Below are 13,798 nucleotides of genomic sequence, written 5' to 3'. Positions count from 1 at the left end.
CACGTCGCCGCACCTGGGTGCGGCGCGCGCCTTTCGTCGCCTTTAGTGGCCTTCAGTAGCCCTTCGCGGCTTTCCCTGGCGCTCCCTCGCTTTCTCTGACGGATACCTGCCATCAGGCCTGGGGAACGCGGTCATTTCGGACTATCGTGGAAGAGTCAGCCTGCGTGTCGGTCCGGCTCATCGTCAGAGCTATCGCGCCAGCCCGCCCGCAGGCCGCGCCCGAGAAACACAGCACCGCGCGTCTTTGCGTTCTGCCCTTGATTTCTCCGCCACCGCGCGCACCTTGCAGAAAGCGCACAGGTGCGCGGTTTGCGCGTCCTGTGTTTTGCGGTCAATGGCTGCGCCGGCCCGGCGCGCCGTCACACAACGGGAACCCGATATGGCACGACAGACCTGTGAAATCTGCGGCGCGCGGCCCGCCGCCGTTCGCGTCGCAATCATCCAGAACGGCTATCGCCGTTTCCTCGACGTCTGCGACTACCACTACGCGCAACTCACGCGCCATCAGCGCACGCTTTCGCCGCTCGAATCGCTGTTCCTCGGCGCCATGGCCGACAACGGCGGTCAACCCGCGGGCTACGGCCAGCCGCAACCGGACACGCCCGCGGGCGTCGCGACCGGCGTGCCGCCCGAGGAAGGCCCCGGCCTCGAACGCTACTTCAGCGAAACCGCGCGCGAGTTGCTGCAGCGCGCCGCGGAGCGCGCGGTGCAGTGGGGCCGCCGGCAGATCGAGTCCGACCATCTGCTGTACGAACTCGCAGGCAACGACGTGGCGGCCGGCATTCTGGCGCGGCTCGGCGTGGACCCGAGCCAACTGCGTGCGTACATCGATGCGAACGCGCCGAAGGGCGCGCCCAGCGACGTGCCCGAAAACGACGCGATTGCGGTCTCGCCGCGCGTGAAAAGCGCGCTGGACCGCGCCTTCCTCGCCTCGCGCCAGCTGGGCCAGGGCTTCGTCGGTCCGGAACATCTGCTCGTGGGCCTTGCCGACGTGCCCGACAGCTTCGCGGGCAACGTGATGCGCAACTACGGCATCGACGCGCGCAAGCTGCTGGAACAGATGGTGCAGTCGGGCACGGTGCAGGCCGGGCGCGACCGCGCGGGTCCGCCCAAGGGGCCGAGCACGCCGCATCTGGACCGCTATAGCCGCGACCTCACGGCCCTCGCGCGCGAGGGCCGGCTCGACCCCGTGATCGGCCGCTCCAGCGAGATCGAAACGATGGTCGAAGTGCTCGCGCGGCGCCGCAAGAACAACCCGGTGCTGATCGGCGAGCCCGGCGTCGGCAAGACCGCCGTGGTGGAAGGGCTCGCGCAGCGCATCGTGGGCGGCGACGTGCCCGAGTCGCTGCGCGACAAGCGGCTCGTGGAGCTCAACGTGAACTCGCTCGTGGCGGGCTCGAAGTATCGCGGCGAATTCGAGGAACGCGTGAAGCAGGTGATCGATGAAATCACCGAGCACCGCGAGGCGCTCGTGGTGTTCGTCGACGAGATTCATACGATCGTAGGCGCGGGGCAGGGCGGCGGCGAAGGCGGGCTCGACATCGCCAACGTCTTCAAGCCGGCCATGGCGCGCGGCGAACTGAACCTGGTCGGTGCCACCACGCTTTCCGAGTACCAGAAGTACATCGAGAAGGACGCCGCGCTCGAACGGCGCTTCCAGCCCGTGTTCATCGCGGAGCCGAGCGTCGAGCAGACCATCACGATTCTGCGCGGCCTGCGCGACAAGCTGGAGGCGCATCACAAGGTGACGATCCAGGACTCGGCGCTGGTGTCCGCGGCCGAGCTGTCGAACCGCTACATCAGCGGCCGCTTCCTGCCCGACAAGGCCATCGACCTCATCGACCAGGCCGCGGCGCGCGTGCATCTGTCGGGCACTTCACGGCCCGCGCGCATTCTGGAACAGGAAGCACAGCTTGCGCAGCTGCGCCGCGACCAGGACTACGCGGCCTCGCGCAAGCAGTACGAAAAGGCCCACACGCTCGGCGAGGAGATCACCCAGGCCGAACGTGCGCTCGCCGAGGCGACGGACTCGTGGAAGCGCCAGATGGAGTCGAACACGTCGGACGTGCGCATCGAGCACATTGCCGAGATCGTCGCGAAGATCACCGGTATTCCGGTCACGAACCTCACCACCGAGGAGCGCGAGCGCCTGCTGCACATGGAAGAGCGGCTGCACGAACGCGTCATTGGCCAGCAACGCGCGATTGCCGCGGTGAGCGACGCGGTGCGCCGTTCGCGTGCGGGGCTGCACGACGTGCGGCGTCCCACGGCGGTGTTCCTGTTCCTCGGGCCCACGGGTGTGGGCAAGACGGAACTCGCGAAGGCGCTCGCGGAAGTCGTATTCGGCGACGAGAACGCCGTGGTGCGCATCGACATGAGCGAGTACATGGAGCGCCATTCGGTGGCGCGGCTGATCGGCGCGCCGCCGGGCTACGTGGGCTACGAGGAAGGCGGCCAGTTGACCGAACGCGTGCGGCGGCGGCCCTATTCGGTGATCCTGCTCGACGAGATCGAGAAGGCGCATCCGGACGTCTACAACGTGCTGCTCCAGGTGTTCGACGATGGCCGCCTCACCGACGGCAAGGGGCGCGTGGTGGACTTCAGCAACGCGCTCATCATCGCGACGAGCAACCTCGCGTCCGACGTGATCGCGGGTCAGCGCCAACGCGGCCCGGGCTTTCTGTCGGGCGGTGCGGCGTCCGTGGAAAGCGGCGTGATGGGCGAGTTGCGCCAGCACTTCCGGCCCGAGTTCCTGAACCGCATCGACGACATCATCATCTTCAATGCGCTCACGCAGGAAGAAATGCGCGCCATCACGACGTTGCAGCTCGACCAGGTGAAGCGCGTGGCGCGCTCGCAGAACGTGGAGATCGACTTCGACGAGAGCGTGGTGGACCGGCTCGCCACTCAGGGCTATCGGCCCGAGTACGGGGCGCGCGAACTGCGGCGCCTGGTGCGTCAGACCATCGAGAACGAATTGGCGAAGCGCATGCTGAGCGGCGACATTCGCGAAGGCGCGCACGTGCGATGTGCCATCGACGCGGCAACGGGCGAGGTAACGTTCGAGCCCGCGGCATCGGGCCCGGGTCGCGCGGACGGCGAGACGAAGGTGGCGAAAGAGGAGCCTTCGATCCCGCCGCTTCATGAGCGCAGTGCGGACGGCGCGGCGGGCGGACCCGCAGGCAGTGAAGCGCGCCCCCCTTCGGCCGAGGGCAACTCGCAGCAGCGGGGTTCCGGGCCGCTGCACTGAGAAGAGACGCCCTCGCGTCACTTCACGTAGAACCGCAGAACGACGACGCGCGGCGGGGCAACCCGCCCGCGCGTCACTGCACGTCCTGCTTCAACGCGCCCGCCATCCACCGTTCTTCCGACGCCTTCAGGTGAGCGCGCATCGCGGTCTGTGCCGCGATGGGGTCGCCCGCCTGCAAGGCCTTGAGAATGTCTTCGTGCTCGCGCACGGCCACCGACCACGTCTGCGCGCTCTCGGCGTGCCCGCGCATGGCCGCGGCAATGGGGTCGTGCCGGCTGTCGAACAGTTCGCCCACGAAGCGCGCGAGCACCGAATTGCCGGTGGTCTCCGCAATCAGCATGTGGAATTGCCGGTCGGCATCCACCGGCGACTTGCCTGCCGCCGCCAGTTTTCGCATGCGTTCCACCACGCGGCGCAGGCGGTCCAGGGTCGCCGCCGTGAACTTGCCGGTGGCCAGCACGATCACGGTGCCCTCGATCGCGATGCGCGCCTGCATCAGCTCCGACGGGCTTTCGCCCAGCGCGGCGATGGCATGTTCGCCGCCCGCGTTGCCGCCGCCCGCCACGTCGCGAACGTACACGCCCGAGCCCATGCGAATCTCGACCTGACCGCCTATTTCCAGCGCGATCAGCGCCTCGCGCAGCGACGGACGCGACACGCCCAGCTGCTGCGCCAGCTCCCGCTCGGGCGGCAGACGTTCGCCCGGCGGAAATTCGCCTTGGCGGATCAATGCGAGGATCTGCGCAGCCACGGATTGGTAAAGCCGCTTGGGTTCTGTCTGTTTCATCGGAGGCTCGTTTCTGAGCGGTTTCACGCGCAAACGACCAGCGTCGCAAGCGGGGACGGAGTCTAGCATACGCGTCTCCTGCCCCATTCGGCGCGGGTTTGCGCGTTCCTCGGGGTTTTCACCAATGGTCAGGGCGCTTATAAAAAAACGATATTGGCTTGACCAAACGGACGGTGGCGACACGAAATTCAGTTGAATTGATCGCAACCGGCCTGACCGGTGCCAACCTGGGCTGACGTAGAGATGGCGCGACACTGCCCGAAATTGCACGAGCGGGCACGTCCGCAGCCCGGGTTTTCGTCACACAGAACAACCATGGAGACGGGAATGGCAAGTCCCAGCGTCCAGCCGGCCGGCACGGCCGCGCCGGAGCAGTCGCCGCTGCGCGAGATTTTGCGGCTGGAAGGCGTCGGCAAGCGCTTTCCGGGCGTGGTGGCGCTCGACGGCATCGACCTCGATCTGCGTTACGGCGAGGTGCATGCCATCTGCGGCGAAAACGGCGCAGGCAAATCGACGCTGATGAAGATCATCAGCGGACAGTACCGCGCGGACGAGGGCGCGATCCACTACAAGGATCAGCCGGTGCAGTTCCAGTCCACCACGCAGGCGCAGGCCGCGGGCATCGCCATCATTCACCAGGAGCTGAACCTCGTTCCGCACCTCTCGGTCGCGGAGAACCTCTACCTTGCGCGTGAGCCGAAGCGCGGCCCGTTCGTCGATTACCGCCGGCTGCACGAGAACGCGCGGCGCTGCCTCGTACGCATCGGACTCGACGTGTCGCCCACCACGCTCGTGGGCGCGCTCTCCATCGCGCAACAGCAGATGGTGGAGATTGCGAAGGCGCTGTCGCTCGACGCGCAGGTGCTCATCATGGACGAGCCCACGTCTTCGCTCACCGAGCAGGAGACGGTGCAGCTCTTTCGCATCATCAAGGAGCTGCGCGCCGCGGGCGTCGCGATTCTCTACATCTCGCACCGGCTCGACGAAATGGCCGAGATCGTGGATCGCGTCACCGTGCTGCGCGACGGACGCCACATTTCCACCCAGGACTTCGCCGCCACCACCGTCGATGAAATCGTCGCGCGCATGGTGGGGCGCCCGCTGCACGACGCGTATCCGCCGCGTCAGTCGGTGCCCACCGGCGAGGTCCTGCTCGCCGTGAACGACCTGCGGCGCGAGGGCGTGTTCGGCCCCGTGTCGTTCGAGCTGCGACGCGGCGAGATTCTGGGCTTCGCCGGGTTGATGGGCGCGGGCCGCACCGAGGTGGCGCGCGCCATCTTCGGCGCAGACCGCACGGATGGCGGCGCAGTGCTGCTCGCCGGCGAAGCGGTCACCATCCGTTCGCCGCGCGAAGCCATCAAGCACGGCATTGCCTACCTCTCCGAAGACCGCAAGAAGGACGGCCTCGCGCTCGCCATGCCCGTATCGGCGAACGTGACGCTCGCCAACGTGCGGGCCATTTCGTCGCGCGCCGGCTTTCTGCGCTTCGACGAGGAAGCGGCCGTGGCGGAACGCTACGTGCGCGAACTCGGCATTCGCACGCCGGGCGTCGCGCAGACCGCGCGCAATCTCTCGGGCGGCAACCAGCAGAAGGTCGTGGTGAGCAAGTGGCTGTACCGCGGCTCGAAGATCCTGTTCTTCGACGAACCCACGCGCGGCATCGACGTGGGTGCCAAGTACGCCATCTACGGGCTCATGGACCGGCTTGCCGCCGACGGCGTGGGCGTCGTGCTGATCAGCTCGGAGCTGCCCGAACTGATGGGCATGACCGACCGCATCGCCGTGTTCCACGAAGGCCGCATCACCGCGGTTCTCGAAACGAAACAGACTTCTCAGGAAGAAATCATGCACTACGCGTCGGGGCGCACTCATGCTTGAAATGACATCGGATCGAAGCGAAGCGGTCGACAAGGCCGCACGGCAGCGGCGCCGTGACCTGATTCAGAAGTTCGCCGCATTGGGCAGCCTCGTCGTGCTCGTGATCGCGTTCTCGCTCACGAGTGCGGCGTTCTTCTCGGTGGGCAACCTGATGACGGTCTCGCTGCAGGTGACCTCCATCGCCTACCTGGGCGTGGCTGCAACCTGCGTGATCATCACGGGCGGCATCGACCTTTCCGTCGGATCGGTGCTCGCGCTGGCGGGCGTGGTGGCCGCGTTGCTCGTGAAGGCGGGCGCGCCGGTGCCGGTCGCGATGCTGGGCGGCGTGCTGGTGGGCGGGCTGTGCGGCTTCGTCAACGGGCTGTGCGTGACGCGCATGGGCCTGCCGCCCTTCATCGCGACGCTCGGCATGATGCTCGTGGCACGCGGCGTCGCCTTGCAGATCACGGGCGCGCGGCCTGTCTCGGAACTGGGCGACGCGTTCGGCGCACTCGGCAACGGCGCGCTCTTCAAGATTTCGCACATCGGCGCCGACGGTTTTCCCGACACCACGTTCCCCGGCATTCCGTATCCCGTGGTGATCATGGTCGTGCTGTTCATCGCGGCGTCGATCTTGCTGTCGCGCACCGCGCTGGGTCGCCACATCTACGCGGCGGGGTCGAACGCCGAGGCCGCGCGGCTCTCGGGCGTCAACGTGCGCGGCGTGCAGCTTTTCACCTACGTGCTCTCGGGCCTGCTGGCGGGCGTCACGGGCTGCGTGCTGATGTCGCGGCTCGTCACCGGCCAGCCCAACGAAGGCGTGATGTACGAACTCGATGCGATTGCGAGCGCCGTGATCGGCGGCACGTCGCTGATGGGCGGCGTGGGCACGATCTCGGGCACGGCGATTGGCGCGTTCGTGATCGGCGTGCTGCGCAACGGCCTGAACATGAACGGGGTATCGAGTTTCATCCAGCAGATCATCATCGGCGTCGTGATTCTGGGCACCGTGTGGATCGATCAGTTGAGAAGCAGGAAGCGGTAAGCCATCACAGGCGCAATTCCAACAACACGTCCCTAACCACGGGCATAGGAGCGAGACATGAAAAAGCTTTCCATCCTGGCCGCGGCCGCCACGCTGTGCGCCGCGTTCACCACTTACGCACAGGCTGCGGGCGGCGAGATCGCCGTGATCGTGAAGACCGCCAATTCGAACTACTGGCAGAACGTGCAGAAGGGCGCCACCGCCGCCATGGCGAATGCCAAGGGCTACACCATGACCTTCCAGGGTCCGGCCGCGGAATCCGACATCGCTGCCGAAGTGAACATGGTGGAGAACGCCGTGACCCGCCACGTGGCCGGCATCGTGCTCGCGCCGTCCGACCCGGACGCGCTCGTGCCCGCCATCAAGAAGGCCTGGGAAGCGCACATTCCGGTCGTGCTGATCGACTCGATGATCTCCGACGCGGGCAAGCAGTACTACCAGTCGTTCCTTTCGACGGACAACAACAAGGCCGGCGAACTCTGCGCGAAGGCGATGATCGCGAAGCTCGGACAGACGGGCAAGGTGGCGATCATGTCGTACGTGCCGGGCGCGGGCTCGGAAATCGGCCGCGTGGGCGGCTTCCGCAAGTACCTCGCGGCGCATTCGAAGCTGCAGATCGTGGGGCCGTTCTACTCGCAGTCGCAGATGGCCACGGCGCTGAACCAGACCACCGACGTGCTCTCCGCGAACCCTGACCTCAAGGGCATCTTCGGCGCCAACGAGCCCACGGCGATCGGCATGGGCCGCGCGCTCGCGCAGTCGGGCAAGGCCGGCAAGGTGGTGGCGATCGGCTTCGACGGCAACCAGGACCTGCAAGGCTTCGTGCGCGACGGCACCATCCAGGGCATCGCCGTGCAGAGCTCGTATCAGATGGGCTACAAGGGCATCCAGACGCTCGTCAACGTGATCGACCACAAGCCGGTCGAAAAGGTGGTGGACACCGGCGTCGTGATGGTCGACAAGCAGAACATCGACACGCCTGAGGCGAAGAACGTCCTCTATTGATTCCGCTTTGAAGCAGTCGTATTGAACCCGACCGGCCGCGCCCGCTGTATGGCGCGGGAAGCGTTGCGCGTTGCCAGGCGCGGCCGGTCCACTGGAGAAGAAGTCACATGCTGAGCGTCATTTGCGAATCCCCGGGCGTGCTGCGTTCCGAGCAACGCGACACGCCGCTGCGCGGCGCGGGCGAGGTGTTGCTGCGCGTATCGCGCGTCGGCATCTGCGGCACCGACCTGCACATCTTCACGGGCAACCAGCCGTACCTTTCGTATCCGCGCGTGATGGGGCACGAGCTTTCAGGCATCGTGGTAGAGGCCGAGCCGCAGACGAAGCTCGCCGCGGGTGACGCCGTGTACGTGATGCCGTATCTCTCCTGCGGGCAATGCGTGGCGTGCCGGCAGGGCAAGACGAATTGCTGCGTGAACATCAAGGTGCTGGGCGTGCATCGCGACGGCGCGCTGGCCGAATACCTGAGCGTGCCCGCGCAGTTCGTCCACAAGGCCGACGGCGTGACGCTCGACCAGGCCGCGATGCTGGAATTTCTCGCCATCGGTGCGCACGCCGTGCGCCGTGCCGACGTGCAGCCGAAAGAGCGCGTGCTCGTGGTGGGCGCGGGGCCTATCGGCATGGCCGCGATGATCTTTGCGGGGCTGCGCGGCGGCGAGGTGACCTGCCTCGATACGCGCGCCGACCGTCTCGCGTTCTGCGCGAGCCACCTCGACATCCAGGCCACCGTGCAGACCGGCGCGGGCGACGTGGAGGCACTCTCGAAGCGCACGAACGGCGAGTTCTTCGACGTGGTGTTCGACGCCACCGGCAACGTGAACGCGATGAACCGCGGCTTCGAGTTCATCGCGCACGGCGGCAAGTACGTGCTCATCTCCATCGTGCCGGGCCAGATCACGTTCTCCGATCCCGAGTTCCACAAGCGCGAGGCGACGCTGCTGGGTAGCCGCAACGCGACGGCGCAGGACTTCGAAACCGTGCTCGCGGCGATGCGCGAGGGCAAGATTCCGGACAAGGCGCTCAACACGCACCGCATGCGGCTTGCCGACGTGCCCGAGGAATTCCCGAAGCTGCTCGATCCGCAGCAGACGGTGGTGAAGGCGCTTGTCGAATGCTGAGCGCCGGATATGGGTTGCCTGCCTTTCTTATTCTTGAACGTCGTCGTTGCGCATGAGCGAACCCATTAGCGGACCTATCCGGGCACCCATCCAGGCGCCCATTCTTCAGTTCGGCACCAGCCGGTTCTTGCAGGCGCATGCTGCGTTGTTCGTTTCGGAGGCGCTCGCGCGCAATGAGGCGCTGGGCGGCATCGCCGTCGTGCAGACGACGAGTAACCCCGTGAGCCGTGCGCGCATTGCGGCGCTTGCGTCGGGCGAGGGCTACCCCGTGCGGATTCGCGGCATGGAAGCGGGCGCCGCCGTGGATCGCCTGGTGATGGGGCGTGCCATCCGCGAGGCGTGGATCGCCGACGATGACTGGCCCGCTATCCGCCGTGCGGCGATTGAAGACATGCGCGTGATCGTCTCGAACACGGGCGATACGGGCTATCGGCTCGACGAGCGCGACGCCGCTTCGCTACTCGCGCAGACCGACCACGTGCCGCGCAGTTTCCCCGCCAAGCTGCTCGTGCTGCTGCACGCCCGCTGGAGCGAACGCCCCGATGCGCCGGTCTCCCTTTTTCCGTGCGAGCTGGTGGCGAACAACGGCGACACGTTGCGCGACATCGTGACAGGCCTTGCGCGGCAATGGCGGGCGGACCCCGCGTTCGTATCCTGGCTCGCAGCGCATTGCGTCTGGGCCAATTCGCTGGTGGACCGCATCGTGTCCGAGGCCATCGAGCCGGTGGGCGCCGTGGCCGAGCCCTATGCGCTCTGGGCCATCGAACGGCAGCCCGGACTCGAGCTGCCGTGCACGCACCCCGCCATCGTGCTGACCGACGACCTGAACAGCTTCGAACAGCTAAAGCTGTTCTTCCTGAACCTGGGCCACACCTGGCTTGCCGGGCAGTGGCTCGCGCAAGGCCGGCGCGCGGACGAAACCGTGTTCGAGGCCATGAACGACGAGGCCATGCGTGCTTCTGTGGAAGCCGTCTGGCAGGAGGAGGTCATGCCCGTGTTCGTGGCCATGGACCTCACCGAACGCGCCGAGGCGTACGTGGCCAGCGTGCGGGAACGGTTTCTGAATCCGTTTCTGCGGCATCGCCTTGCTGACATTGCGCAGAATCACGCGGAGAAGGTGAAGCGGAGGATGGCGCCGCTCGTGGCGTTGGCACAGGAACGCGGAGTGGGTGCCGCGCAAGCGCGATTGAAGGCGGTGATCGCGCGGCTAGAAAACGCTTGAACGGCAGTACCGCCTCCGGCTGGGTGGCGTCGCCTCCGGCTTACGGGACCACCGCAGCCGTATCCACGCGGTAGCAGGTGGGAATCGCGTTCTTCTTCGGGCGCTGATCGATCAGCTTGTAGCCACCCGCCGACACGCGCGACTGCGGCGAACTGAACGTCACCACCTTGCCGGAGTCGCCGTCCGTGGTGCTCACCTGGCCGATGACGAGCGGCGCAACCACGGGGTCGGTGCGTGCCGAGTCCGCGTCGATGATGCGGCGCACGTGCGAGAGAGGCTGCACGCACCAGTCCGCCTTCATTCAGGCCGCCGGAATCACGAACGGACGGCACGCCTCGCCCGCGAAATGGCGGTCGATGATCATCCACGGGGCTTTGCCGGCGCTGCTCCGCCGTGGCGGGATCGTAGAGGCTGCCGCCCGGACCGTTTCCCAGATCGCTGAAGTGCTTGCCACTCCCCATGATGACGGGCGAGACGATGTAGCCGTTCGCATAGGTTCGGTAATTCACTCCGATGAACGGGTGAAGGTTGGGGTGTCTGGAAATGGGGGCGTCTCGCTGATAAATAGCGGCAGGATCATAGCCGGTATCGTGATGTGGATGGTTTATAAAAAGCTTTGAGAAAAACGCCAGGGCGGATTATCGAAAAATGCGCCCGGATACAATAAAAATCGCAGGCAGGATCAAATTCCATTGACCGCCGTGAAGTTATTCAACCCCACTGGAGACGGCCGAGCCGGATAGCCGGCAAAACGGTCGCCGCCAACCCCGCGAAACCTGACTGTGGCTGCCTTGCGGCCTTATCGGGGCCCCAGCGTTCGCCCTTCGAAAAGTCCTAAAGAATCCCTTTGCGATGCCGTTTATGAGTTGTTTCGCGTTGGAATCTTTACTTCGCAAAAAGAGATCGCCCAATAAAAGGGAATAAAAATGCGATCGCACAACAATGGCGCCGGGTTGCATTGATTTGGTGCGATCTGTCGCCCAGGAAGGGCGAATTTAAACCATAGGTCGAGGGGAAGTCATGGCGGATGCCAATGAGATTGTCGATTTGACGCGAGAAGTTCACCGTATTGCGAAGGGCAACGTATCGGATATCAACGACATCAATCGTGAAACCACGTTCCTCGCCATCAACGCGCTGATCGAATCGGCCCGTGCCGGCGACGCCGGGCGCGGTTTTGCCGTGGTCGCGAATCAGGTCAAGGTGGTGTCGCAACGCATCGGACAGTTGACCACCGAGCTGGGCCGCGAACTCACGGCCCTGGGCGACCGGATGATCACGCAGCTCGAGCAGCAGGAAGCGCAGCGCCTCACGGATCTCGCGCTCAACATGATCGAGATCATCGACCGCAATCTCTACGAACGTTCCTGCGACGTGCGCTGGTGGGCCACCGATTCCGCGATCGTCGATTGTCTCGCACACGACAGCCCCGAACACCGCGCGTTCGCCTCGGAACGCCTGGGCGTGATACTCGACAGCTACACCGTGTACCTCGATCTGTGGGTGATCGACATGGCAGGCAACGTCGTCGCCACCGGCCGGCCCGGCCAGTTCGCGGCGGCAGGGCACGAGAACGTGGCGGACAAACCGTGGTTCAAGGCGGCGGCGAAGTCGGCGTCGGGCGCCGAGTACGCCGCCGCCGAACTCGAGTCGATGGAGGCGCTCGGCGGTGCCGCCGTGGCGACCTACGCCGCGGCCATCCGTGAAGGCGGCGCCAACAGGGGGCGTCCGCTCGGCGTGCTCGCGGTTTTTTTCAACTGGGCGCCGCAAGCCTCGACGGTGGTCAAGGGCGTGCGTCTGTCAGCCGAAGAGTGGACGCGTACGCGCTGCCTGCTCGTCGATGCGCGCAAGCGCGTCATCGCGAGTTCAGACGGCAAAGGCGTGCTGCAAGAAGTGCTGCCGCTCAAAGTGAGCGATCCGAAGGCCGGCGCGTACCGACCGGACGCGGACACATTGGTGGCCTACGCGCTCACGCCGGGCTATGAAACGTACGAGGGGATGGGGTGGTACGGCGTGATCGTGCGCAAGCGGGCGGGGCGGTGAGATGAAGTGAAGTGAAGTGAAGTGAATTGCATGCACCATCCACTGTTTAAGCGGATGGATGGTGCATTTATCAGGGCGCGCCGGTTATCTAGATATCCACGGTAGCCGTGGCCGGCAAATGGGTACGCAAGATTTCCAGGCTTCGTTGCTGGTCGGCCCGCGACATTTCATAGAGCGACAACCGGGCTTTACGCACTTTGCTACGGGCATCGTCCGGCCGGGTATAGCGGATGACCAGGGTAAACCAGCCGCGTTTCAGGCTGATGATATTTTTGTAGTGAATGACCGATTTTTCGACTTGACAAAACTCGTCATAAAATCTGGCGCGAGTCATGAAAATCAGCCAAACGAGCATGATGGTAGGCAAAATAAAAATTTTCCAGAGATCGCTAAAATCCAGACCGGAAAACGGACCCGAGAAAAAGTACATGACCACTGGAAGTACGACGACCCAGAGTATGATCAGAGAGGGTATCGCAAACCGGTTTCCGCGTACGACAAATTGCGGCTCGATGATGGCCGGATTATCGGGTGAAGTGGGTTGTGTCATTGGTTTTCTCGTCAAAATGGATTGTGCGTGAAAATGACGGTGGGATGCCATAAAACCCGTAAATCCCATAAATCGTTGCAGCGGCGATGCCATCTTAGGCACCTGCCGCCCATAAATCAATCTCGAATCCGGGTTGACGGATTATGTTTATCTATTCTGCATATTTGAGAAAAACATAATCGGATTCCGGTCATTCCCTTCATTTCCTGCGCAGTCGCGCCCGGGAAATCACGCCAGGCGTCCGAAGCCACGGCGGCATCCGAACCTGAAACGCATCGCGCGCGGCCGAGCACAGCGACCCGCTGCCAGGTCAGCTCGTAACGTGTCAAAGCGTGTCAAAAGCGCGCCGCCGGCCACCATCCATGCCCGTTGAGCGATAATCCGGTGTTCGCCTTCTTGCTGCCTCAACTTCTTCGAAACGTCCAATGAACCGCTGGCGCGTGCTGTTGCTGATTCTGCTGCTGACCGGGGCAAGCCTGCTGCTTCGCCCTGCAGCGGCAGCGTGGGCGCGTGCGGCCATGCCCTGCGCGGCGCAGCAGTGCAGCGCGCCGGCCTTGTCTTCGTCAATGGCACACGACGAGGCCCACATGGCCGCGCCCGAGGCGCCGGTCGGGCGTCCGCATCACGCGCTCGCCGCCACGGTAATCGGTGATTCCGCCAGCGCGGCTCATGGCGGTTGCGGCGTGAGCGGCCATTGCCACGTGGCGGGCCAGTGCGGCGGGATGGCCGCCGCCTGTTGTACCGCGGCAGCGGCGCCCGGATTCCTGTTTTGCGCTGGCCTCACGAAAGTCGCGATGCTGCGCGCCTTGCCGCCCCGCTCCGACGCAGCCGCCCATTTCCTCACGGGCGGTATTGAACGTCCGCCCCGGCTTTTCCTTGCCTGAGTGTCCCGGCCGTTGCTGACGGCCTGTCGCTTGTGGG

General features: G+C 65.2%; 11 protein-coding genes. 8 read left to right on the top strand and 3 right to left on the bottom strand.

What is annotated here, in order from left to right:
• Positions 1–379: 379 nt before the first annotated feature.
• A complete protein-coding gene (locus tag P2869_RS24330; protein ID WP_277598182.1) occupies positions 380–3,250 on the top strand; it encodes an ATP-dependent Clp protease ATP-binding subunit in 2,871 nt (956 codons plus the stop codon).
• 73 nt (positions 3,251–3,323) lie between these two features.
• Here the strand turns inward: P2869_RS24330 and P2869_RS24325 are convergent, their stop codons facing one another.
• Positions 3,324–4,037 carry a FadR/GntR family transcriptional regulator gene (locus tag P2869_RS24325; RefSeq protein WP_017775798.1) on the bottom strand — a complete coding sequence of 238 codons (714 nt, stop codon included), beginning with the start codon at positions 4,035–4,037 and terminating at the stop codon, positions 3,324–3,326.
• Between the two features lie 327 nt (positions 4,038–4,364).
• Between P2869_RS24325 and P2869_RS24320 the strand changes: the two genes are divergently transcribed.
• The 5 genes from P2869_RS24320 to P2869_RS24300 all read left to right on the top strand — a co-directional run bounded on the left by P2869_RS24320 (position 4,365) and on the right by P2869_RS24300 (position 10,284).
• Positions 4,365–5,915, top strand: a complete 1,551-nt coding sequence (locus tag P2869_RS24320) for a sugar ABC transporter ATP-binding protein (RefSeq protein WP_277598181.1) — start codon at positions 4,365–4,367, stop codon at positions 5,913–5,915.
• Positions 5,908–6,939, top strand: a complete 1,032-nt coding sequence (locus P2869_RS24315; protein ID WP_017775800.1) for an ABC transporter permease — start codon at positions 5,908–5,910, stop codon at positions 6,937–6,939. Before P2869_RS24320 ends, P2869_RS24315 begins: the two co-directional genes overlap by 8 nt.
• A gap of 57 nt (positions 6,940–6,996) precedes the next feature.
• Complete coding sequence (locus P2869_RS24310) at positions 6,997–7,944, top strand: ABC transporter substrate-binding protein (protein WP_199541886.1); 948 nt, start codon at positions 6,997–6,999, stop codon at positions 7,942–7,944.
• 107 nt (positions 7,945–8,051) lie between these two features.
• On the top strand, positions 8,052–9,062 hold the full coding sequence (locus tag P2869_RS24305) for a zinc-binding alcohol dehydrogenase family protein (protein ID WP_277598180.1): 1,011 nt from the start codon (positions 8,052–8,054) through the stop codon (positions 9,060–9,062).
• A gap of 88 nt (positions 9,063–9,150) precedes the next feature.
• Positions 9,151–10,284, top strand: coding sequence for a mannitol dehydrogenase family protein (locus tag P2869_RS24300; protein ID WP_277599839.1), 1,134 nt, complete (start codon positions 9,151–9,153; stop codon positions 10,282–10,284).
• Positions 10,285–10,324: 40 nt separating this feature from the next.
• Here the strand turns inward: P2869_RS24300 and P2869_RS24295 are convergent, their stop codons facing one another.
• Positions 10,325–10,585 (bottom strand): hypothetical protein, encoded by a 261-nt coding sequence (locus P2869_RS24295; protein ID WP_277599818.1) that lies wholly within the window; start codon positions 10,583–10,585, stop codon positions 10,325–10,327.
• Positions 10,586–11,304: 719 nt separating this feature from the next.
• Between P2869_RS24295 and P2869_RS24290 the strand changes: the two genes are divergently transcribed.
• Positions 11,305–12,327 carry a methyl-accepting chemotaxis protein gene (locus P2869_RS24290; protein ID WP_277599817.1) on the top strand — a complete coding sequence of 341 codons (1,023 nt, stop codon included), beginning with the start codon at positions 11,305–11,307 and terminating at the stop codon, positions 12,325–12,327.
• A gap of 88 nt (positions 12,328–12,415) precedes the next feature.
• Here the strand turns inward: P2869_RS24290 and P2869_RS24285 are convergent, their stop codons facing one another.
• On the bottom strand, positions 12,416–12,970 hold the full coding sequence (locus P2869_RS24285; protein ID WP_277599816.1) for a hypothetical protein: 555 nt from the start codon (positions 12,968–12,970) through the stop codon (positions 12,416–12,418).
• 332 nt (positions 12,971–13,302) lie between these two features.
• On the opposite strand from P2869_RS24285, the gene P2869_RS24280 reads away from it, so the two are divergent.
• Entirely contained in the window at positions 13,303–13,761 is a 459-nt protein-coding gene (locus P2869_RS24280; RefSeq protein WP_277599815.1) for a hypothetical protein, read from the top strand.
• The last annotated feature ends 37 nt before the right edge of the window (positions 13,762–13,798 follow it).

The organism is Paraburkholderia sp. SUR17 (assembly GCF_029536165.1).
GTDB classification, from domain to species: domain Bacteria; phylum Pseudomonadota; class Gammaproteobacteria; order Burkholderiales; family Burkholderiaceae; genus Paraburkholderia; species Paraburkholderia kururiensis.
This window is presented reverse-complemented; position numbering and strand designations above follow the sequence as displayed.

What these genes read in the sequence shown, in the direction of transcription:
- P2869_RS24325 (WP_017775798.1), bottom strand. Translation starts at nt 4,037, where the DNA reads ATGAAACAGACAGAACCCAAGCGGCTTTACCAATCCGTGGCTGCGCAG.
- P2869_RS24310 (WP_199541886.1), top strand. Translation starts at nt 6,997, where the DNA reads ATGAAAAAGCTTTCCATCCTGGCCGCGGCCGCCACGCTGTGCGCCGCG.
- P2869_RS24330 (WP_277598182.1), top strand. Translation starts at nt 380, where the DNA reads ATGGCACGACAGACCTGTGAAATCTGCGGCGCGCGGCCCGCCGCCGTT.
- P2869_RS24295 (WP_277599818.1), bottom strand. Translation starts at nt 10,585, where the DNA reads ATGAAGGCGGACTGGTGCGTGCAGCCTCTCTCGCACGTGCGCCGCATC.
- P2869_RS24280 (WP_277599815.1), top strand. Translation starts at nt 13,303, where the DNA reads ATGAACCGCTGGCGCGTGCTGTTGCTGATTCTGCTGCTGACCGGGGCA.
- P2869_RS24305 (WP_277598180.1), top strand. Translation starts at nt 8,052, where the DNA reads ATGCTGAGCGTCATTTGCGAATCCCCGGGCGTGCTGCGTTCCGAGCAA.
- P2869_RS24320 (WP_277598181.1), top strand. Translation starts at nt 4,365, where the DNA reads ATGGCAAGTCCCAGCGTCCAGCCGGCCGGCACGGCCGCGCCGGAGCAG.
- P2869_RS24285 (WP_277599816.1), bottom strand. Translation starts at nt 12,970, where the DNA reads ATGGCATCGCCGCTGCAACGATTTATGGGATTTACGGGTTTTATGGCA.
- P2869_RS24290 (WP_277599817.1), top strand. Translation starts at nt 11,305, where the DNA reads ATGGCGGATGCCAATGAGATTGTCGATTTGACGCGAGAAGTTCACCGT.
- P2869_RS24315 (WP_017775800.1), top strand. Translation starts at nt 5,908, where the DNA reads ATGCTTGAAATGACATCGGATCGAAGCGAAGCGGTCGACAAGGCCGCA.